The 19411-nt window shown below is 59.5% G+C and carries 22 protein-coding genes; 7 read left to right on the top strand and 15 right to left on the bottom strand.

Annotation, left to right across the window (positions count from 1 at the left end):
* The first annotated feature begins 5 nt into the window (after positions 1 to 5).
* Positions 6 to 464: a hypothetical protein gene (locus tag QP027_RS01205; protein ID WP_284825372.1), complete on the top strand. Its 459-nt coding sequence runs from the start codon at positions 6 to 8 to the stop codon at positions 462 to 464.
* On the opposite strand, the gene QP027_RS01200 is transcribed toward QP027_RS01205, so the two are convergent.
* The 5 genes from QP027_RS01200 to QP027_RS01180 form a co-directional block, all read right to left on the bottom strand.
* Positions 461 to 1660 (bottom strand): glycosyltransferase family 4 protein, encoded by a 1200-nt coding sequence (locus tag QP027_RS01200; RefSeq protein ID WP_284825371.1) that lies wholly within the window; start codon positions 1658 to 1660, stop codon positions 461 to 463. The two genes, QP027_RS01205 and QP027_RS01200, sit on opposite strands and share 4 nt — an antisense overlap.
* A gap of 65 nt (positions 1661 to 1725) precedes the next feature.
* Positions 1726 to 2145: a DUF3592 domain-containing protein gene (locus QP027_RS01195; RefSeq protein WP_284825370.1), complete on the bottom strand. Its 420-nt coding sequence runs from the start codon at positions 2143 to 2145 to the stop codon at positions 1726 to 1728.
* Positions 2145 to 3758, bottom strand: a complete 1614-nt coding sequence (gene menD / locus QP027_RS01190; protein WP_284825369.1) for a 2-succinyl-5-enolpyruvyl-6-hydroxy-3-cyclohexene-1-carboxylic-acid synthase — start codon at positions 3756 to 3758, stop codon at positions 2145 to 2147. The genes QP027_RS01195 and menD overlap by 1 nt, the downstream gene beginning before the upstream one ends.
* A gap of 47 nt (positions 3759 to 3805) precedes the next feature.
* A complete protein-coding gene (locus QP027_RS01185; protein ID WP_284825368.1) occupies positions 3806 to 4339 on the bottom strand; it encodes a hypothetical protein in 534 nt (177 codons plus the stop codon).
* Positions 4340 to 4401: 62 nt separating this feature from the next.
* Positions 4402 to 5349, bottom strand: a complete 948-nt coding sequence (locus QP027_RS01180; RefSeq protein WP_284825367.1) for an o-succinylbenzoate synthase — start codon at positions 5347 to 5349, stop codon at positions 4402 to 4404.
* A gap of 38 nt (positions 5350 to 5387) precedes the next feature.
* Here QP027_RS01180 and QP027_RS01175 point away from each other — a divergent pair, with 38 nt between their 5' ends.
* Positions 5388 to 6320: a 1,4-dihydroxy-2-naphthoyl-CoA synthase gene (locus QP027_RS01175; RefSeq protein WP_284825366.1), complete on the top strand. Its 933-nt coding sequence runs from the start codon at positions 5388 to 5390 to the stop codon at positions 6318 to 6320.
* A gap of 329 nt (positions 6321 to 6649) precedes the next feature.
* Here the strand turns inward: QP027_RS01175 and QP027_RS01170 are convergent, their stop codons facing one another.
* Entirely contained in the window at positions 6650 to 7123 is a 474-nt protein-coding gene (locus QP027_RS01170; protein ID WP_284825365.1) for a DUF2231 domain-containing protein, read from the bottom strand.
* Positions 7124 to 7247: 124 nt separating this feature from the next.
* On the opposite strand from QP027_RS01170, the gene QP027_RS01165 reads away from it, so the two are divergent.
* Complete coding sequence (locus tag QP027_RS01165) at positions 7248 to 7832, top strand: hypothetical protein (protein WP_284825364.1); 585 nt, start codon at positions 7248 to 7250, stop codon at positions 7830 to 7832.
* Positions 7833 to 7851: 19 nt separating this feature from the next.
* Positions 7852 to 8982 carry an o-succinylbenzoate--CoA ligase gene (menE, locus tag QP027_RS01160; protein ID WP_284825363.1) on the top strand — a complete coding sequence of 377 codons (1131 nt, stop codon included), beginning with the start codon at positions 7852 to 7854 and terminating at the stop codon, positions 8980 to 8982.
* Here the strand turns inward: menE and QP027_RS01155 are convergent.
* The gene (locus tag QP027_RS01155) at positions 8979 to 9854 is read right to left on the bottom strand and encodes a glycosyltransferase (RefSeq protein ID WP_284825362.1); all 876 of its coding nucleotides are present in this window, start codon (positions 9852 to 9854) and stop codon (positions 8979 to 8981) included. The genes menE and QP027_RS01155 overlap by 4 nt on opposite strands.
* A 60-nt stretch (positions 9855 to 9914) precedes the next feature.
* Here QP027_RS01155 and QP027_RS01150 point away from each other — a divergent pair, with 60 nt between their 5' ends.
* Positions 9915 to 10823: a 1,4-dihydroxy-2-naphthoate polyprenyltransferase gene (locus tag QP027_RS01150; RefSeq protein WP_284825361.1), complete on the top strand. Its 909-nt coding sequence runs from the start codon at positions 9915 to 9917 to the stop codon at positions 10821 to 10823.
* A gap of 424 nt (positions 10824 to 11247) precedes the next feature.
* Positions 11248 to 12183 (top strand): AEC family transporter, encoded by a 936-nt coding sequence (locus QP027_RS01145; protein WP_284825360.1) that lies wholly within the window; start codon positions 11248 to 11250, stop codon positions 12181 to 12183.
* On the opposite strand, the gene QP027_RS01140 is transcribed toward QP027_RS01145, so the two are convergent.
* The gene (locus QP027_RS01140) at positions 12184 to 12507 is read right to left on the bottom strand and encodes a DUF4229 domain-containing protein (protein WP_284825359.1); all 324 of its coding nucleotides are present in this window, start codon (positions 12505 to 12507) and stop codon (positions 12184 to 12186) included.
* Between the two features lie 57 nt (positions 12508 to 12564).
* Between QP027_RS01140 and QP027_RS01135 the strand changes: the two genes are divergently transcribed.
* Entirely contained in the window at positions 12565 to 12849 is a 285-nt protein-coding gene (locus tag QP027_RS01135; RefSeq protein WP_284825358.1) for a hypothetical protein, read from the top strand.
* Here the strand turns inward: QP027_RS01135 and QP027_RS01130 are convergent.
* The 7 genes from QP027_RS01130 to hemL all read right to left on the bottom strand — a co-directional run bounded on the left by QP027_RS01130 (position 12846) and on the right by hemL (position 19372).
* Positions 12846 to 13097, bottom strand: coding sequence for a helix-turn-helix domain-containing protein (locus QP027_RS01130; RefSeq protein WP_284825357.1), 252 nt, complete (start codon positions 13095 to 13097; stop codon positions 12846 to 12848). The genes QP027_RS01135 and QP027_RS01130 overlap by 4 nt on opposite strands.
* Positions 13098 to 13260: 163 nt before the next feature.
* On the bottom strand, positions 13261 to 14292 hold the full coding sequence (gene ccsB, locus QP027_RS01125; RefSeq protein ID WP_284825356.1) for a c-type cytochrome biogenesis protein CcsB: 1032 nt from the start codon (positions 14290 to 14292) through the stop codon (positions 13261 to 13263).
* 102 nt (positions 14293 to 14394) lie between these two features.
* Positions 14395 to 15987, bottom strand: coding sequence for a cytochrome c biogenesis protein ResB (locus QP027_RS01120; RefSeq protein ID WP_432418615.1), 1593 nt, complete (start codon positions 15985 to 15987; stop codon positions 14395 to 14397).
* A 90-nt stretch (positions 15988 to 16077) separates the two neighbouring features.
* Complete coding sequence (locus QP027_RS01115) at positions 16078 to 16863, bottom strand: cytochrome c biogenesis CcdA family protein (protein ID WP_284825354.1); 786 nt, start codon at positions 16861 to 16863, stop codon at positions 16078 to 16080.
* A 2-nt stretch (positions 16864 to 16865) separates the two neighbouring features.
* Positions 16866 to 17432: a TlpA disulfide reductase family protein gene (locus tag QP027_RS01110; protein ID WP_284825353.1), complete on the bottom strand. Its 567-nt coding sequence runs from the start codon at positions 17430 to 17432 to the stop codon at positions 16866 to 16868.
* Entirely contained in the window at positions 17433 to 18041 is a 609-nt protein-coding gene (locus QP027_RS01105) for a histidine phosphatase family protein (protein WP_284825352.1), read from the bottom strand.
* A gap of 5 nt (positions 18042 to 18046) precedes the next feature.
* Complete coding sequence (gene hemL, locus QP027_RS01100) at positions 18047 to 19372, bottom strand: glutamate-1-semialdehyde 2,1-aminomutase (RefSeq protein ID WP_284825351.1); 1326 nt, start codon at positions 19370 to 19372, stop codon at positions 18047 to 18049.
* Between the last annotated feature and the right edge of the window lie 39 nt (positions 19373 to 19411).

The following is a 19411-nucleotide window of genomic DNA, read 5'->3' as shown; positions in this document are numbered from 1 at the left end:
GATTTATGAAGAAACTGGACCTGAGCCTGCGCCTTTTCCTCCCCGCAATCTGGTTGGGGATTATCATCGCCATCGATGGTTTCGAAGCACCTCTGAAGTTTCAGGCTCCCGGGATCACGATTCCTTTGGGGCTTGGCATCGGCAAACTGGTATTCACCGCCATGAACGCGTGCGAGATTCTCCTGGCGGCCTTAATCGTCGTTGCTACGCTGCGCACGAAATACGTGCAGCCTGCGTGGACGTGGGTGTGGAGTCTCGTCGCCCTGCTGGCGGCCAAAGTTGCCATCATCCGCCCGCTGCTCAACATTCGCACTGAGGCGGTAATCGCCGGCGAATCTGCCCCGTTTGGCTACATGCACGCCGTGTATATCGTGGTGGATTTCTTGATAGTGGTGGCGCTGATTGTCTACATGGCAAAACAGGCACGCCACCTCGTCCGCGCGCCTGAGCCTATTGCTGCTTAAGCTGGTCGACGCCCCAGCGCCTTAGTAGCCCATGCTGGTAGCTCGGGCCTGGGACCAAAGATTGTCTGGGGCTGGTTCTTCGCAGCATCGATCGCCTGGCCGTAGTAGCCCATAAGCTGCTCGCACAGTGCTTCCCAGGTCTTATTCGCCACGGAGTTTCGCGCATTGTCCTTGAGCTGGGCGTGGCGCTGGTCGTCCAGAAGCCAGTCTGCTGCGGTTGAGAGCTCGCGCTCGAAAGTGTCCACATCCAGCAGCAATCCGTTGTAGCGCTCCTGCACCAAGTCGACTGGGCCACCTGCGCGGGGGCCGATCGTCGGCACGCCCGATGCTTGAGCTTCTTGGATTGCCTGACAGAACGTTTCAAACTCGCCGGTGTGCACGAACAGGTCCAGGCTGGCGTAGTGGCGGGCAAGTTCCTCGCCACGCAACGCTCCGGTGAAGATCGCGTTGGGCAGGGTTGCCTCCAAAGAATCGCGCTCAGGGCCGTCGCCGACGATGACCAACTGCAGGTCTCGGCGCCTATCTAGCACCGCGAGACGCTCAACACTTTTCTCTGCTGCGAGGCGACCGACGAAACCGACGACCTTCTTCTTGCCGGTCGGATCCCATTGACGACGCAGAACCTCGGAGCGCTTCGCAGGGTGGAAAAGCTCAGCGTCCACGCCTCGACCCCAGTGGTGGATGTTATGGATTCCGTGTTCTTCCAGCTCTGCAATGGTTAGCGATGAGGGCGCGAGCGTCATGTGTGCCATGTTGTGCAGGGTTCGAGTCCACTCCCACGCGGCGTTGGCAAGTGGCGTGAAGTTGTACTTCGTCGCAAAGCCTGCCACGTCGGTTTGATAGAGGGCGACCATCGGAAGGCGCAGCTGACGCGCGGCCACAGCACCGGCGCCGCCCAACACGAACGGGCTGGCAAGGTGAACGACCTCAGGCTTGAACTCAGCCAGCGCTTCATGCACCGCGCGGGTAGGAACGCCGACGGGAAGGGAATCCACCATTGGAATCTTCACTGTTGGGACACGCAAGACTGGGTAGCCCAGGTAATCCGGAACCTCTTCTTTGAAGTCACGCGCACCAGGAGCGATCACAATCGCCTCGTGCCCGTGTGCCTTCAAATACTCCAGAACACGCAGAACGGAGTTAGTCACACCGTTGATATTCGGAAGAAATGATTCGGCTACAATCCCAACACGCATAAGGGACATCATCTCCTATCAGTTCAAACTATTGCTTTATCTGTGGAAAACAGAAAGTGAATTCTTTACGACGAAGCCTTGCGACCGGTTTTCACCCTGGTGACCGCCACCCATGCTGCAGCTGCGATCACAGTGGAGACCACCGCGACCGATAGCGCTGGAACTACGGCGAGCCGCCACGTGCGCCCTTCCACTTTGACCAAATCGGGATTGCTCTTCGCATAGGTCACCCAGACGCGCTGTCCTTCGCCCAAGCCGGTCGGATACAGCAGGCCCTGGGGTGGCGAGTGATAACGCCCCGTTTCATCTTGGTAATCAACGGCCGTGCGCACTGGGCTGACACCAGTAACTGTCGCCATCCCTCTGCCTGGATCGCTCATGATGACGACATCGTTGATCACCGGCCCCATCACCATCGCGACGCTTCCTAGCATCGCCGAGGCGTAGAGCACCATGATGAGCTGGTGTAGTCGGCGGCGCAGCATTACTTTCGCAACCGATCTGCCAACGCACGGCGGGTATCACGCTGCGTAACTGCCTCAATGACCAGCACTGGCTCTGGTACCTCGACTTGCTCCATCAGCAGTTCGAGTAATTCTCGCAGGTTGTCAGCGCGGCGATAGGTGGCGCCATAGCCTTCGGAAAGCTGCTGGATATCTGCATCATGAGGGGTGCCGAAACCGCGTTCGAACTGATCGCGGAGCTCGGGGGCACCAATCTCAAGTCCTTCGAAGATGCCACCGCCGTTGTCATTGGCCACGACGATAACCAAGTTGCCGGGGCGAGGCTCGTCAGGGCCGATCAACAGGCCGTTGATGTCGTGCAAGAAGGTCAAGTCGCCCATCAAAGCCACCGTGCGCGGCGCGCGGACCTCGTCGGGGTGCAGTGACTGAGTGGACAACGCAACGCCGACGGCCTGGGATACGGTGCCGTCGATGCCCGCTACCCCACGTGCCGAATAGGTGGCTACGCCGTCGAACGGCAACCCGACAAAGTTTGCGTCGCGCACCGGGTTGGAAGAGCCCACGATGAAGCTATCCCCCACTCCCAAAGTGTCGGCGACTGCTGCAGCGACGTGGAGTCCTGTGAATCCGAAGGAGTCGTCGTCAAGCGCATCGCGCACGGTTTGCGCGCCCACGTCACCTGCTGCGTCGCAGATTTTCAGCCAACTGTCGCGAGGTTGACCCGTGATTTTAAGGCGCGTCGCGTGCTTATCAGGGTGGCCGGTGAACGTATCGGTGCGCGAAAGCCCGATCACTTCAATCGCAGGGTCGGCCATCAAAGACATGACGTCGCGGTGCAACGTCGGGTGGCCCACAACGACTACTTGCTCGGGCTTGGTCGACGCTGCAAAGTCGCCGCCATCGTGGCTGATCGCCACCTTCTCTTGGGCGAAGAAGCGCGCCGCTAACGGATGCACGTGATGGAAAGGAGTGGGCGCCGTGGGTTCGGCGATCGTCGGAACGTGCTCAAGGCCAGGGACCTCCCACGCTTCATCACCTGCGATGACCAGCGTGTCTTTGGATAAGTCGAGCGGAATCTCGCCGTGGTCAACAAACGCTGGAGATGTGCTGAGCCGACCAGGTCCAACGCGGCGTGGCGTGCCCGAGAGTTCAGGAAGCTTGGACGGCACCAGCGGGGTATCCAGTGCGACGTTGATATGCACCTGGTCGGCATCGAAGCTCATAGGGTCGGTGATACTTGCCACCTGTTGGGTCTCGGCATAGCGCCCGAAAATCCCCTGCTGCCAGATGGTCTGCGAGGCTCCAGTACCCAGCAGTCGTTCCGGGCGATCGGCGCTGATGATGGCAAGTGGCGTGTGGGACATGTTCGCCTCAATGACCGCCGGGTATGTGTTCGCCACGGCGGTTCCCGAAGTCATCACCACACCGACGTGCCTGCGCTGCACGCGCGCCAAGCCGAGGGCTGTGAAGGCGGCGGAGCGCTCGTCGATACGCATGTGTACGCGCATATCTCGGCGCGCCAGCAGAGCCAAGGTCAGTGGCGAGTTGCGAGATCCGGGGCTGACCACAACATCAGTGACGTGCTGGGACAGAACTTCTGCGACATGCGTGGCCAAAGCCATGGATTCAGACATGACAGCTAGCTTACTCGGGCACGCAACCTGACCTAGTTAGTTACCGGCTAGTTACCGACCGCGCTTTCGAGGTCGCTGATCAGCCCGTCCAGCCATTCCTGGGCATCCTGTGCACCATCGGAGATTTCGGGAGGAATCTCCGATGGGATTTCGGACGGCATCTCGCTCGGAAGCTCTGGGTTGCCATCTTCGTCGCGCTGGAACAGATCGGTCGGAATGATCGGTGCGCTCTTCGTTGTGGTTTCCACGGTGGTTTGTGTGACCGTCACCGGCGGCGGCGGTGGCTGGTTCGCCTTCTCCGCGGCCCCGCGCCACATGAAAAACAGCACTGCTGCTGCCAGCAAGGTGAGCACAAAGAGCAGGCCGAGAACAATACCGCCGACGTTGGACTTCTTCGGCTCCTCATAGCTATACGACGAAGCACCCGGCTGGTACGGCTCCTCGTAGGGTTGCTGCTGGTACTCGGGCTGGTACGCAGGTTGGTATGCCGTTTGATCCTGCCCCTGTGGGAATTGCTGCTGCGGCCGCTGCGGGTCCTCATAGGGGTCGTTCCGGCCAAACTGACGAGTCTGATCATCCATGCGTTAAACAATACTTACTGCATTGTGCTGCACCTGAGAATGAGCGAGCAACCAGCTGGGACTTAACCCTCCAGCACCTTCAGACACTCACGTACCCTGTTGAACCACCAGTCTCGTCGTGAAGCATCCGCGCGAAGTTCGGAAAGGCGTGCCGGATCCGGGATCGTCGGGGCGACTGACAAGCAACCGTCAACGAGTTCCCGTGGTTCTGCGACATCCTCGACGAACAGACGCTGCGTTGCCAGGCCAGCCGCGCGCGAGTTGGTCAGCTTCGCCGCAACAAGCCCTGCGTTCATCCCTACGGCAGTGTCCAGCGCTGAAGCCACCGTAAGTGAAAGACCGAGGTCATTGGCGATCTTCATCAGCGGACGCACCCCTCCTAACGGCGCAACCTTGACCACGGCAACGTCGGCGGCGTTAAGCTCGGCAACACGGTAGGGATCCGAAGCCTTCCTAATAGATTCATCAGCGGCAATCGGCGTGCGCACACGTCGCCTGAGCTCGGCCAGCTCCTCCACCGTGGCGCACGGCTGCTCCATATACTCCAATTCGCCGAGCTCGCGCGCTGCTTCAACGGCTTCGGCGACACTCCAGCCTCGGTTAGCATCGACTCGTACCGAGGCTTCTGGCATCAAGGTGCGCACGGCGTTGACGCGCGCGATGTCGTCGTCAAGTGTTTGGCCCGCTTCTGCGACCTTCACCTTAAACGTGCGCACGCCCGGATAGCGCGCCATCACCTCCGCAACCTGCGTCGCGGGAACCGCCGGGATAGTGCCATTAACCTCGACGAATCCTTCCGCCTCGGGCAGCCCCTCGAACGCGGCCTCGATCCCCGAACGCAACCACGCCGCAGCCTCCTGCGGGCCGTATTCCAAAAACGGCGAGAACTCGCCCCAGCCTGCCGGCCCATCGATGAGCAATGCTTCGCGATAGTCGATGCCACGGAAGCGCACCTCCATCGGCAAACTCACAACATGGGCGCGGTCGAGAATATCGTCGGCGGTGATCATGGTGGCCAGCCTATATCGCTGTTCTAGACTTGGTCGATATGAACTACTCCACCGAACAGCCCTTCGACCCCGCCCAATGGCGCAGCGTGGAAGGCTTCGACTTCTCAGACATCACCTACCACCGCCACGTTGGCGAATCACGCGCCGACGGCATCGTCCGCATCGCCTTCGACCGCCCCGAGGTGCGCAACGCCTTCCGCCCCCACACTGTCGACGAGCTGTATCGCGCGCTCGACCACGCCCGCCAGGATCCCTCCGTGGGCGTGGTGCTGCTCACCGGCAACGGACCAAGCGGCAAAGACGGCGGCTGGGCATTTTGTTCCGGCGGCGATCAGCGCATCCGCGGCCGCTCCGGTTACCAATACGCCGAGGGCGAAACCGCGGAGACCGTGGATTCTGCGCGTGTCAAGGCCGAGGGCGGGCGCTTGCACATCCTCGAGGTGCAGCGGCTAATCCGAACTATGCCAAAGGTTGTTATCGCGGTGGTCAATGGTTGGGCTGCAGGTGGCGGCCACTCCCTTCACGTGGTGTGCGACATGACGATCGCCTCGCGCCAAGAGGCGCAGTTTAAGCAGACTGATGCCGATGTTGGTTCCTTTGACGCGGGCTACGGCAGCGCCTACCTAGCCAAGATGGTTGGCCAGAAGTTCGCCCGCGAAATCTTCTTCCTGGGACGCGCCTACTCTGCAGAGGAGATGCAACGCATGGGTGCTGTCAATATCGTCGCGGATCATGGCTCGTTGGAGGCCGAGGCGATTCAGGTTGCCCGCGAGATCAACGGAAAGTCCCCTACCGCCCAGCGTATGCTCAAATTCGCCTTTAACCTTCTCGACGACGGCCTCATGGGTCAGCAAGTCTTCGCCGGTGAAGCAACGCGTCTTGCATACATGACCGACGAGGCCGTCGAAGGCCGCGACTCCTTCCTAGAAAAGCGCGACCCAAACTGGGACCAGTTCCCGTTTTACTACTAGGCGCCTTCAGCGCACAATTGCTGCCGTTTTACCGGCCCGCAGGTCGTCGCAAAGCCAACAAACGGCAACCACTGTGCGGGCCTAGCACCCCACCGAACAAACACTGCCGTTTTACCGGCCCGCAGGTCGTCGCAAAGCCAACAAACGGCAACCACTGTGCGGGCCTAGCACCCCACCGAACAAACACTGCCGTTTTACCGGCCCGCAGGTCGTCGCAAAGCCAACAAACGGCAACCACTGTGCGGGCCTAGCACCCCACCGGACAGACACTGCCGTTTTACCGGCCCGCGGGTCGTCGCAAAGCCACCAAACGGCAACCATTGTGCGGATTAGCTGGCGGATGTCTCCAGAACTGCCTCGATGCGCGCAGCCTCGTCTTTCCAAACAAGCTGAGCGCCCGAGTGCCCGGCAAGAACCGAGGTCACCAGCACCGCGACCGCGGACACAGCGACCAGCCAACGCACGACTACACCCCAAGTCTTGGCCCACATGTCGCGACCGAGCATCACCGCCAGCGCAATCAGCAACAGCACCATCAAGCCGGTGGCCACGGTGAATGCGTTGGCATAAGCCTCGTGGATGCCAGGCTCGTTCACAGGCACAAGAGCTTCACCAGTCGTGCGAGTCAGGATAAGGGCGATAACGCTGACTGCCACGCCGATCATCGTCGGCCAGCGAAGCAACGTACGGAAGCGGGGCACGAGCGCCCACAAAATCCCAAGAAGTGCGGTAAGTGGAATGAGAACTACGGAGCCGTGAACGAAGAGTGGATGAGCGGGGATACCAGCGATCATGGTGAACATAGGGCAGAACTTACGCCTTTGGTGACGCCTCAACAAGCATTGAAAGCCTATCCTTACCTGCACTTTTGCCACACAATGGCGACGCTTCACTGGTAAGCCAGCCCTAACCGCTACCCTGAATTCCATGACAAACTTTCTTGCGGATCGGCTAGACCACTACAACATCAAAGTGACGGGCATCTCGCCGTATGGGTTCGGCACCGCTGAGACCTTTTGGCAAATGCCCGAGGCGTGGGAAGACGTGACCGTCGCCGTACAGGGTGTCTCCGAGATGCAGTCGGGCGCGATGTTGCTGCGAGAGAACTCCCCAGCGCACGAGTTTGCGCAGAATTTGGCCACCTATACGTGGGTGCTGGATGGCCAGGTGCCGTTCGAGATGATTTTCACCGGTTTGAAAGAACCTGTGCCCGAGGAAGCCGCCAACGCAACCACCTACAGTGGGATTACCACAGTCAGCGCCGATTTCGCCGCAGCCTGGATGACCACCCGGTTTTCGTCGGTGATGGGTGAAGTGGAACTCGACTTCGTGTCGTTTACCCAGTTCAACTGGTGGCCGCTGGATACAACGGGCATGCAGACACCTTTTGAACAGCCGTCCCTACTTGTGCAGCGCACGATGGTGCTTGTCGACGAAGAATCGTCCACCCCGCTGCCCGAGTTTCGCGAGCTACCCCACAACCTGGATGATCTAGCGAACCCCAACCGCTAACCGGCTAGCATCAACACATGTGAAGCACGTTCTTGAAGTTCTCCCCGTCGACCCGGCACACCCTACTGCGATCCTTGATGATCTCGAGGAAGCCATTGCCGGTCAGCGCTCCCTCCTCCCAGTACCTGCGAACGACTCGGTGCGAACCAACTTGCTCAAGAACACGCTCAAGGCCGGGCGCGATATCGATGACCGCATCGCGCTCGTCGTCTCTACCTCCGGCTCTACCGGCACCCCAAAGGGCGCACAGCTCACCCCGGCGAACCTTGTAGCCAGCGCGGATGCGACTCATCAGTATCTTGGTGGGCCAGGCCAATGGTTATTAGCGATGCCAGCCCACCACATCGCGGGAATCCAAGTGCTGGTCCGCAGCCTCATCGCAGGCGTGGAGCCCGCAGCATGCGACCTCACCCATGGGTTCGACGTCGCTGAATTCGCGTACCTAGCCCAGGAGCTCAATAGCACCGGCGATCGCTGCTACACCTCGCTGACCCCGATGCAGCTATCGAAAGCCATGGATACGCTCCAAGGCATCGACGCGCTACGGCTCTTCGATGCGATTCTCGTGGGCGGGGCTGCCACCAGTCCGAAGGTGCTCGACTCTGCCCGCAAGCTGCGTGTCAAGGTGGTAACCACGTACGGGTCGTCGGAAACTGCAGGCGGCTGCGTCTACGACGGTCAGCCAATCGCCGGCGCGCAGGTCCGTGTTCGGAACGGCCGGATCTACCTCGGCGGCCCCATGATCGCGCACGGCTATCGCAACCTTCCAGAGCACGAGGCTTTCGAGCACCCCGGCTGGTTCGCCACCTCCGACGGAGGCACGCTTGACGACGACCACCTCACCGTCACCGGTCGCCTCGACGCAGTGATCGACTCCGGTGGATTGAAACTGCACCCCGAAGTGCTGGAAAAATTCATGTTGGCACTGGATGGAGTGGATTCGGCGTGTGTAGTGGGAGCGCCGGACGAACGCCTTGGCCAACGGATCGTCGCAGCGTACACGGGTTCTGCAACGCGGGCGGATCTGCTGGAAGCGTTGGATGAGTTACCACGCTGGCAGATCCCAAAGGATATTGTGCACCTCGACGCGATGCCGGTGATCGGCCCCGGCAAGGTCGACCGTCAGAAAGTCTCGGAGCTATTCGCCTAAGCGCGATCGAGTTCGAGCGTGTGGGCGTCGATCAGCGAGGAAATATCGCGCGGACGATAAGTCAGCGCGATTTGCTCGTCGTTGCCGCCCATGAGGGTGTTCCCCACAACTAGGGCACTGAGCTGCGTCGATGGAATCACCGCGAAGTCGCGCGGGTGGTTGTACACCTGGCGGGCAAGATGGCCGGAGCGCAGCGCGCAGGCATTGAGCCAGACGTCGTCGGCGCGCGGGGTGCACTGCAAGAAAACGTCACCTTGCTCGACGACGAAGCTCACCATCGACGGCGGGTACGCCACACCGGAGACACCGGTGAAGAAGTTCAACCGTGATGGCTCGGTATCCATCGTGGGCTTCCAGTATTTGTAGGGAAGCAGGCCTTCGTCGTCAAGCTTCATGGCGTGGGTGCGGTAGGCGACGACGCAATCGGGGCTGGCCTCGGCGGCGATGAGGAGTTTCTCTAGGAACCACGTCGGGTAGATCATGTCGTCGTCGACGGTGACTACGCGGATGCCGGAACCGGCGAGCTCGCGGAAAGTACCCCAGTATTTCGTGTGCGGCCCGTAAAGTCCGTCCGAGCAGCGCACCTGCAACCCGCGTTCAACGAGGTTGCGCAGCGTTTTCGGCCACACACCTTCGTAATCGTCGCGATCAAGCCACAAAATGATCGGGGCGCGCTGGGTGCCTTGGATCAGCGACTCGATAGTCAGATACACCGTGCGCAGGCGGGGGCCGTGGGTGGTGAGTGAGATGACGGTGTCGCCACTATGTGGGATCATGCGTGACGACGACCGCGAGGTAAGCAACAAATCTGCAACCTTAAAACCGGTTGACAGAGAGCTGCCCACTTGACGCAGTACATAGTCGATCCACATAAACCCATATAATAGCCCGACTGTTAGCCCATTTTGATGTTCTGGAGCATGATAGAAGACATGACACAGAGTCCTCACAGCTCAAAGTACCCCGCAACGCGACACGACTGGTGGGAGGCGGCCCGCCCGCACACATGGGCCAATGCGATATCTCCAGTAGTTGTTGGCAGTGGCGCAGCTGCGTTTCAGGGCGGGGCTCATTTTGGGCGGGCGATCCTCGCGCTGATCGTGGCGTGGGCTCTGATTATCGGCGTGAACTATGCCAACGATTACTCCGACGGAATCCGCGGCACCGACGAGGACCGCACCGGACCGACTCGGCTTACAGGTTCGGGACTGGCTGCGCCAGAGCACGTGAAGTTGGCTGCATTCGCGTGCTTCGGTGTGGCGGGGATCGCCGGCATCATCTTGTCGTTGTGGTCGGCATGGTGGTTCATCTTGATCGGCGCACTGTGTATCGCCGGCGCTTGGTTCTACACCGGTGGCAAGAACCCTTATGGCTACCGCGGGCTCGGCGAGGTCGCGGTGTTCATCTTCTTCGGCCTCGTTGCGGTGCTGGGCACGGAATACACGCAAGCCGGCGCGGTGTCATGGGTGGGTCTTGCGTCGGCTGTGGGCATCGGCTCGATCTCTGCATCAGTGAATCTGGCTAACAATATCCGCGATATTCCCTCCGACGCGGAGGCCGGAAAGATCACCATGGCGGTACGCTTGGGCGACAAGGCAGCCCGCATCGTCTTCGCAGTGCTGTCCATGGTTCCCTTTGCGATGAGCTTATTCATGGCGGCTGCGTACACCCCAGTGTTGGTTGGATTTCTTGCGCTGCCGCTAGCGCTGCACGGCGTGTTGACGGTACTGCGTGGCGCACAAGGCAAGGAGCTCATCCCAGTCCTGGGTATCAACGGCAAGGCGATGCTCGCCTGGGCTGTACTCACCGCAGTGGCGCTGTTCTTCGGTGGGATGCGCTAACGCATGCTTGACGTACTGACCGCCTTCGCGATCATGTCTTTTTAACTGCCATTGTTCGGCGTCTGCTTATAGCACCCAGTCCGACACCGAGAGCAGCGCCGATAAAAAGCAAAGTAGAGAACGGGATGGCGGAAGCATTCATCAATATGAGTGCTTGGACCACACCAGTCAAGGGGGGAATCATAAACCACCACCAAGTAAAACCGCGTTGAGCCGTATCTCGCCACGACAGCAGAAGAGTCAGCACTGGATTAAGAACAACCAGCGGGACGGCCCACCCCAGTGGCCCAAAAACGGGCGAAACCAACAGAAGTACTGTGGATACGAGTACATACGTGATTAACAATCGCCAGCGTGGTTCCATTGAATCGCCTCCAAGCAGAAACATTACTTGACGGAAATAATACGGAAAGAGAAATGCGGCATGCTCTCAGTCATCACGGGGTTCGCGATCATCTTCGCGGTCATCGGCACCGGATATCTGCTCGCAAGGAAAGGCGTGATCCCGCCCGGCAAGCAGCGCCTGATGTTCAACAAGGTGGCGTTCTACGCTGCCACCCCTTCGTTGCTATTTAGCTCCGTGGTGAAGTCGGACCTATCGACCTTCTTCTCCCCCGTCGTGCTCGTGGTTCTCATCGCCACAGTTGCCACCGCGGTGCTGTATTGGGTCTTCTCCGCGATCTTCTTCCGCCAAGGCGTGCCCACGACTTCGGCGGGGGCGTCGTCGGCAAGCTATTTCAACTCGGTGAATATTGGCCTTCCGATCTCCATCTACGTGATTGGAGATGCAACGTGGGTCATCCCCGTGCTAGTGATGCAGATGGTCCTGTTTACGCCTTTTGTGATCGCGGGGCTGACGTTCGATGAGTCCGGGACTGGCTCGCGTGCCCGAAAGATCGGCGATGCGATCCGCACGGGTGTTCTTTCCCCCGTGGTGATTTCGCCACTTGTAGGACTTGTCGTGGCGGGGATGAACTGGACGGTGCCGGAGCCTGTGCTGGCACCAATTGAGATCCTCGGTGGTGCTTCGATCCCGATGATCTTGATGAGTTTCGGCGCGTCACTGCGTGGCGGTGCCGTGCTGGATCACAAGCCGGACCGGCCGGCGATTCTGACGGCGTCGGCGTTGAAGATCGCCGTGATGCCACTTATCGCATGGGCGGTGGGCATGGCACTTGGCCTGCCGAACAATTTGCTCTACGCCGGCGTGATTCTCTCCGCGCTGCCGACCGCGCAAAACGTCTACAACTACGCGGCGACCTATCAGCGCGGCGAGATCGTCGCCCGCGACACGGTTTTCATTACGACCTTTGCGGCACTACCTGCGATGATCGTGATCGCGCTACTGTTTGGAAATTAACTAGCGCTCGGCAAGCTCCTGGCGTACCCATTCCTTCTTCGCCTTGCGCTTCGCGGACCACTCGGCCACGGCGTTGGTCGCCTCAACGCGCTGCTTGCGAAACATCAACATGGATAGCGGGAAGGCGACGATCAGGGCCAATAGCGCCGAGATCACGATTGGTACTGGCGCACCGAGAAGCAGGGCGAGAACCTGGATGACGATCGTTAGCGCTATGAACAGACCAAGGCGCAACAATCCGTAGATCGCGACGGCCTTGTTTGCGCGCGAGCGTACCGCCGGATCGAGTTCCGGGGTATCAGTTTTCTTCTCAGGGGTAGCCACAAACCTCAACCCTACTCAAACAAAAGTGGTAAATCGAAACCACGTATGGTGTTGGATATGGGACGAGTTTTTCTTTTTCTACTAGTGCTCTTGGCTGTCTGGCTTTTGTGGCGCGCGTTCGGACCAGGCAGCCAGCAGCGTTTTCAATCTGCTGAGGCCAATCAACCACCCGCGATTAAGGGCCCAGACGACGACGAAGAGTTCCTGTGGAATATCGAGAAAACCCGCTTCAAAGAGCGACGTGCGCGCGAAGAAGCTGAGCGACGAGCTCGTGAGGAAGAAGAACTACGAAAGAAGTTCGGCGAAGATCTCCCAGACTCAGACAATCCGCCTGAGTCTTAGTGGCTCTTCTCCACGAACTGCACCTTTAGTCCCAGTGCATCTGCAACGGCAACGATTTTTTCAAAACGCACACCCGCGCCACCATGTTCAATGGTGTGCAGCGTGGAGCGAGAAACTCCTGCACTGTCCGCTACTTCTTGTTGGAGGCGTCCGGAGGCGCGTCGTCGTGAAGCAAGAAGCTCGCCCAGCTCAATGAGCACTGGGTCTTCGCTTGCTGGTTTGCCAGTCTTATTTCGTGGTCCAGCCATAGCGTCTGTTCCTTTCTATAGACCCGGGACAAACTCATCCCGATTAATGCATAACGCCCACCTTACAGGTCAGCTTGACTTGATTCGAAAAGTAAAACCTTATGCGTGTTGCAAACAAGAATGGGCCACGAGGAGATTCCTCGTGGCCCAGCGTGATGCAGAACTAGTTCAGACCAGCGTAAGAGTGCAAGCCGGACACCACCATGTTGATAAAGAAGAGGTTGAAAATCGAGGTGGCCAGCGCCAACACGTTGATCCACGCGGCCTTGTAGTTCTTCCAGCCAGCGGTGGCGCGCGCGTGCAGGTACGCCGCGTACAGGATCCAGGTGATCAGCGAGACGGTTTCCTTCGGATCCCAGCCCCATGGGCGTCCCCACGCGGCCTCAGCCCAAATCGCACCGAGCAGAATACCAATGCCGAAGACCGGCAGGGTAACAATCGCGGTTTTATAGGCCAGCGAATCCAGCGTCTTTGCGCTTGGCAGCGGCTTGGCCACCGCGCCGAAGAAGCCACGCTCCTTCCCCTTCGGCTGCCAAATGCGCAGCAGGTACAGCAAGGAGAACACACCAGAGACCAGACCGATCGACGCGCCAATCGACACCGATGACACGTGGACAGGTAACCAGTACGAGTTCAGCGCAGGCACAAGCGGTGCCGCCTGGGCGTACAGCACAGTGGAGTTGAAGAACATCAAAATCACCATTGGTGTCAACAGCCACGGCCACATGGTGTGCCAGTTCTTCTTCTGCGCCACAACAGCCGCAATTACCATAGCCAGTGCGGTCATCACCAGGATGTACTCGTACATGTTGCCCAGTGGGAAACGCTTAGTCGCTAGCCCTCGGGTGATCACCGACACAACATGCAGTGCAATACCGAACCACACCATTGCCTGCGCCATGCCGGAGAATTTCTTCGCACCGGCTAGGCGCTTGTCGTAAAGCTCTTGGTCGAAGGGCTCGTCGATAAGCCCGTGTGCCTCATTGAAGCTATCGCTTGTCGACGACCCCGTGCCCGCTACCACCAGCTCTTTCGCATCGACCTCTGCTTTGGTGTCGCGTAGGCGACGCATATCGATCACGGACTGAATGCGTCCGTAGTGGATGAGCGAGAGCACCAACGCGACGATGTAGATCACAAACGCGGTGCGGAACGACAAATCGGAAAGATTTGCCAGATCGGTGTTTACAAGCATGGAAGACTTCCGGCCTTTCAAAAAGGAAAACTCTGCGCCATACCCTACCCCACGGCCCACCTGAGACCAAGAGGTTTGCGCTTGTCAACCCCGATTACGGAGTTAGTCTTCCTCGAGGTCGAAGTCGTCGCTTTCGTCTTCATCGTCCACGCGGCCAAGGATCTTTCCAGCGATTTCCTCGAATTCACCGGTCCATCCCGCGCGGTCGGTGCGCGCTAGGCCGCCTAGTTCCACCAGGGTGCCTCCTGTTGCCTCATCAGGGCGCAGGCGCACCCAGATGCGTCGGCGCTTAATCATCAACGATCCAATCAGTCCCGCGAGCATCGCCACGCTGGATACGAGCACCCAGCCTTGCGAGGGGTCGCGGGAGATCTGGTAGTTGGCATATTCGGCCGCGCCGTCGAAGCGCACCTTGATATCGCCGTCGATGGTGACCTCGTCGCCCGGCTGGAGGTTCACGCGATCGACCTTTTGTAGTTGACCATTGGCAATGAGCGACTGGTCCAACACGAAGATGTTCTGCGGGCGACCTGAGTCGAGTCCCGCGTCGCCGCGGTAGATGTCGATGGCCATGGCTGGGTCTTCCATCGACGGGTACGAGGAAGTGAGCAGGTCACCGTTTGCCCCTTCCCACTGCGCGGTGGGCGCGAAGAGACCTTCGATGGCGATTTGGTTCTGGCGACGTTCAAACAAGTCCGGGTACATGCCCGCTGGAGGGTCAAATCGCAACACGCCTGACGACAGGAAGAACGTCGGATCATCCGGGCGGAACTGGATCATCTGCGTGCGCTTCTCGCCGTTCGGCCACGTCACGGTGACTTGTGGGGCAAACCCGTGGCCCTGCAAGTAGACGCGGTCACCGCCAATGCGCAATGGATGGTTCACGCTGAGCTGGTATTTTTCCCAGGTATCGGGGTCGGAGGTGATGTCGTCGCCAAGCGCATACGAAACATCGGAGGTGAAGTCGCTCGCCTGGCCGTTCGGCAGGTAGTCGGCGTTGAAGTTGTGCGAGACGAAGCAGAACGGGGTCAGCCCCGTGCCGTCGAAAAGTGCGCCAGCGCGGAAAGAGTCAAAGTTGGCCGGCGACGTGTTGCAGAATTCTTGCGATTGCTCCACGGGCACCGCGTTCTCCGAACCGGACTCGGTCACGACGATGACCTGGCCTTCGTAGTAGGACAGGCGACCAAAGAAGATCGTCACCAGCATCGCGACGATGCCGATGTGGAAGATCAAGTTCATCAGCTCGCGGGTGTAGCCGCGCTCCGCTGCGATGGAGTAGGCTCCCGCGCGGTCGTCGTCAGCTGAGTATTCGGCAGTGTGCCAGCGCTTCAGGTTTTTCTTGGCGTCCGCTGCGACTACGTCGAGAGGCTTGTCGACGACCCCCTCGGCGTGCAACGGCATCCTGTGCAGGAATTTCGGGGCGCGCGTCGGCGGGGTTTTCGTGGCTTTGTAGTGCTCGCTGGAGCGCGGAAGGATGCACCCCACCAGCGAAATCATCAAGAGCGTGACAATCGCGATGAACCAGGTGGAACTGAACACGTCGAACAGCTGGAGCTTGTCGTAGATCTGGCCCATGCGCGGGTTGGAATCCAGGTAGTCATTGACTTGGACTTCGCTCACGCTACGTTGTGGCAAGAGCGCACCGGGGATGGAGACAAGTGCTAGCAGGAAGAGCAGGATGAGCGCGGTGCGCATACTGGTGAGCCAGTGCCAGCTCTTTTTGATCCACGTGATTATAGTGCTCACGTCATCCCACTTTCTTTCTCATCGTTCTGCCATGATGGCTTAGATAGCCGTTGTACCAAAGTCCACCACCAACGATTGAGACCAGCTGATGAAGTGGTTCCATACGCCGGTGAGCAAGGCGATACCCACGATGATCATGAGGATTCCGCCGATGATCTGAAGAGTTCGCGAGTGGCGATGGAGGAATTCAAAGGCATTCATCGCCTTGGCCGATCCCAACGCAACGATGACAAAGGGCAGGCCGAGGCCGAGGCAATACGCCAAAATCAGCACAACCCCCCGGACTGCGGTCATGCCTTCCGTGCCGACGGATACCGAGATAATTGCCGCGAGCGTCGGGCCCAGGCACGGAGTCCAGCCCAGCGCGAACACGCCTCCCAGCAGTGGGGCACCGATCCAAGTGGTCCACTTCTTCGGCTGCATGCGGGTGTCTTTTTGCATACTTGGCATCCAGCCCATGAATACGAAGCCCATGATGATCGTGATCACGCCACCGATGCGCATCAAGAGGTCGCGGTTGAGTTGGATCACGCTGACCGCGCCGAACACGGTCACTGACATGAGCACGAACACGACTGAGAAACCGAGCACAAACAGGATTGCTGCTCCTATGACCGCACCTTGGCGCTTCTTCCCTACTTTTGGGCCGTGTTTGTCGTCGAAGGTCATTTCGCCTCCCACGATGCTGGTGAGGTACGACATATAGCCAGGAACCAGGGGCACTACGCATGGGGAGGCAAAAGACACCAGACCCGCGAGCGCCGCGGCGAGGATGCCGAGTAGGAGTGGACCGGAGGTAGCGAGGTCGGCAAAAAGTTCGCCCATAATTACTTCAACTCGTTGGTCACGTCAAGGATGTCTTGAGCGGACACTTCACGGAGGAATACGGCTGCTGGCCGGTGCTCACTGTCGAGAACGATGGTCGTCGGGATGACCGAAGTTGGGATTCCGCCTAGTGCTGCAGCTGTTTTAAACGGCGGATCATAGACGGACGGGTAGGTCACGCCGTTGTCGGTGGCAAAGTCGCGCGCGATCTGTGGGTTGTAGTCGCGGACGTTGATGCCGAGTACGGTGCCGTCGTCGCCAAGCGCTTCGTGGGCCTCTTGGAGGTCGTCGACTTCCGCGCGGCACGGTGCGCACCATTGGCCCCAGGCGTTGAGGACGACGATCTTACCCTCGTAGTCGTCGAGGCTGATGGTTTTGCCCTCATCCATGAGAGACTCGCCGGAGAAGTTTTTCAGCGGAGCGCGGTCTTCTTCCTCATAGAAGATCTCCACCTTGCCACCTGGAGTGTGGAAGGCGAAGGTTTCCGTCTGGGCGTCGCCTTGGCCACAGGCGGCCAAGGTGACCGTGGCAACCAGCATGGTGGCCGCCAGGGTTAAGCGTTTGCGCATCTAGATATCTCTTGCTGGGGTTGAGTAAAACGATTCGGTCAGTGTGCCATCACGAAACAGCAGAGAGGTCACGCTAGTCAAATCACACTGGCGATCAAGCGGATTGTGGGGCAACGGTTTGTCGGCGACTGCGCGCTGGACCATGACGATCGGGAGTTGGTGCGACACCAAGATTGCCTCATGGCCTTCCGCCGCAATACGAGCGCGCTCAATCGCGTCCATCATGCGGGCGAGGATTTCTTCATAAGGTTCGCCCCATGACGGAACCGTCGGGTTGGTCATGTGTCGCCAGCGAATCGGGTTCCACAGCTGCGAGCGCCATCCCTTGGTGCGCAGGCCCTCAAAGGTGTTGCCGGACTCGATCAGGTCCTCATCGGTCTGGATGGGAAGGCTTGTGACCTGGGAAAATGGCCTTGCTGTTTCTTGGGCACGCTCCAGCGGGCTTGCTGCAAGGTAGGTCACGTCATGGCGCTCAAACGACTGTGCAGCCGCTGCCGCCATCGACTGTCCGCGCGAGGAGAGGTGATAGCCGGGTATGCGTCCGTAGAGGATCTTGCCCGGGTTGTGCACCTCACCGTGGCGTACCAAGTGGACGATAGTTGTGGTCATGCGCTTTAGGCTCCTTCAGGAGTAGCAGCTGCGGCAGCTTGAGCGGCAGGCTTCAATGCTGCTTCGATCTTCTCAAAGTCTGCGTCGGTAAGCGCGGTGGACACGAACCAGGTTTCAAAGGCACTCGGTGGACCGTAGACACCGTGATCCAACAGTGCGTGGAAAAACGGCGCGAAGCGGAAGGTATCGGCGGCCTGCATGTCTGCGAAGTTACGCCCCTCTCCTTCCGCGAAACGCACCGAAAGCATTGTTGCTGCGCGCTGGATGTTGTGGGCGACGCCTTCGCGGTTCAGGGCCTCGCTGACCAGCGAGTCGAGCTTGTCCGCATTCGCGTTGAGGGTTGGGTAGATATCCTCAGCGGCCAGCTTGAGGGAAGCTAGACCCGATGCCATTGCGATTGGGTTCCCCGACAGTGTTCCTGCCTGGTAAACAGGGCCGTTTGGCGCCAAGCGCTCCATAATGTCAGCCCGACCGCCAAATGCTGCTGCTGGCAGGCCTCCGGAAATGACCTTGCCAAAGGTGGTGAGGTCGCCGGCTACCTGGTCCACTCCGAACCAACCGGAGTACGAGGTACGGAAGCCAGTCATGACTTCGTCGATAATAAGCAAAGCGCCGTCGGAGTGTGCGATCTCCTTCAGGGCTGCGTTGAAGCCCTCCTGTGGCGCGACGGTGCCCATGTTTCCTGCTGCCGCCTCGGTGATAATTGCTGCGATTTCTCCAGGGTGGTCAGCGAATGCCTTCCGCACAGCGTCCAGATCGTTATACGGGACGACGATCGTGTCGGCGGCCTGAGCGCCAGTAACACCTGGGGAGTCCGGGAGAGCGAAGGTAGCTACGCCGGAGCCAGCTGCAGCGAGAAGCGCATCGACGTGGCCGTGGTAGCAACCATCGAACTTGATGATCTTCGCGCGGCCGGTAAATCCGCGGGCGAGGCGGACGGCGGACATGGTGGCCTCAGTGCCTGAGTTGACCAGGCGAACTTCTTCGACGCTGGTGCGATCGATAATCGCCTGGGCGAGCTCGACCTCGGCTTCCGTAGGAGCTCCGAACGACAAACCTTTCTTCAGAGCAGCTTCCACGGCGGCGGTGATGTCTGGGTGCGCGTTGCCGTGAATCATGGGACCCCAGGAATTGACCAGGTCAACGTACTCGTTGCCGTCAACGTCAGTGAGCGTCGAGCCTTTCGCCGAAGCAATGAACCTCGCCTGGCCTCCCACGGATCCGAAGGCGCGGACTGGGGAGTTCACTCCACCAGGAGTTACTCGCTGCGCACGCTGAAGAAGCGCTTGGGATTTGTCAGTGTTCTGGGATGTCAGGTCACGGGCAGTCATGGCCATCATTGTAGGTGGTCGCCGCGACACGGTCACATT

The sequence above is a fragment of the Corynebacterium breve genome (assembly GCF_030252165.1).
Classification (GTDB): domain Bacteria; phylum Actinomycetota; class Actinomycetes; order Mycobacteriales; family Mycobacteriaceae; genus Corynebacterium; species Corynebacterium breve.
Note: the sequence above shows the minus strand (reverse complement) of the source record. Positions and strands in the feature narration are given on the sequence as shown.

Coding starts and splice junctions, on each gene's coding strand:
- QP027_RS01195 (WP_284825370.1), bottom strand. CDS start 2,145: ATGCTGCGCCGCCGACTACACCAGCTCATCATGGTGCTCTACGCCTCG.
- QP027_RS01185 (WP_284825368.1), bottom strand. CDS start 4,339: ATGGATGATCAGACTCGTCAGTTTGGCCGGAACGACCCCTATGAGGAC.
- menD (WP_284825369.1), bottom strand. CDS start 3,758: ATGTCTGAATCCATGGCTTTGGCCACGCATGTCGCAGAAGTTCTGTCC.
- QP027_RS01130 (WP_284825357.1), bottom strand. CDS start 13,097: ATGGCTGGACCACGAAATAAGACTGGCAAACCAGCAAGCGAAGACCCA.
- QP027_RS01105 (WP_284825352.1), bottom strand. CDS start 18,041: ATGACCACAACTATCGTCCACTTGGTACGCCACGGTGAGGTGCACAAC.
- QP027_RS01155 (WP_284825362.1), bottom strand. CDS start 9,854: ATGTGGATCGACTATGTACTGCGTCAAGTGGGCAGCTCTCTGTCAACC.
- QP027_RS01200 (WP_284825371.1), bottom strand. CDS start 1,660: ATGCGTGTTGGGATTGTAGCCGAATCATTTCTTCCGAATATCAACGGT.
- QP027_RS01150 (WP_284825361.1), top strand. CDS start 9,915: ATGACACAGAGTCCTCACAGCTCAAAGTACCCCGCAACGCGACACGAC.
- QP027_RS01115 (WP_284825354.1), bottom strand. CDS start 16,863: ATGGGCGAACTTTTTGCCGACCTCGCTACCTCCGGTCCACTCCTACTC.
- QP027_RS01170 (WP_284825365.1), bottom strand. CDS start 7,123: ATGTTCACCATGATCGCTGGTATCCCCGCTCATCCACTCTTCGTTCAC.
- QP027_RS01205 (WP_284825372.1), top strand. CDS start 6: ATGAAGAAACTGGACCTGAGCCTGCGCCTTTTCCTCCCCGCAATCTGG.
- QP027_RS01120 (WP_432418615.1), bottom strand. CDS start 15,987: ATGCGCACCGCGCTCATCCTGCTCTTCCTGCTAGCACTTGTCTCCATC.
- QP027_RS01175 (WP_284825366.1), top strand. CDS start 5,388: ATGAACTACTCCACCGAACAGCCCTTCGACCCCGCCCAATGGCGCAGC.
- QP027_RS01165 (WP_284825364.1), top strand. CDS start 7,248: ATGACAAACTTTCTTGCGGATCGGCTAGACCACTACAACATCAAAGTG.
- hemL (WP_284825351.1), bottom strand. CDS start 19,372: ATGACTGCCCGTGACCTGACATCCCAGAACACTGACAAATCCCAAGCG.
- QP027_RS01110 (WP_284825353.1), bottom strand. CDS start 17,432: ATGCGCAAACGCTTAACCCTGGCGGCCACCATGCTGGTTGCCACGGTC.
- QP027_RS01180 (WP_284825367.1), bottom strand. CDS start 5,349: ATGATCACCGCCGACGATATTCTCGACCGCGCCCATGTTGTGAGTTTG.
- QP027_RS01145 (WP_284825360.1), top strand. CDS start 11,248: ATGCTCTCAGTCATCACGGGGTTCGCGATCATCTTCGCGGTCATCGGC.
- QP027_RS01135 (WP_284825358.1), top strand. CDS start 12,565: ATGGGACGAGTTTTTCTTTTTCTACTAGTGCTCTTGGCTGTCTGGCTT.
- ccsB (WP_284825356.1), bottom strand. CDS start 14,292: ATGCTTGTAAACACCGATCTGGCAAATCTTTCCGATTTGTCGTTCCGC.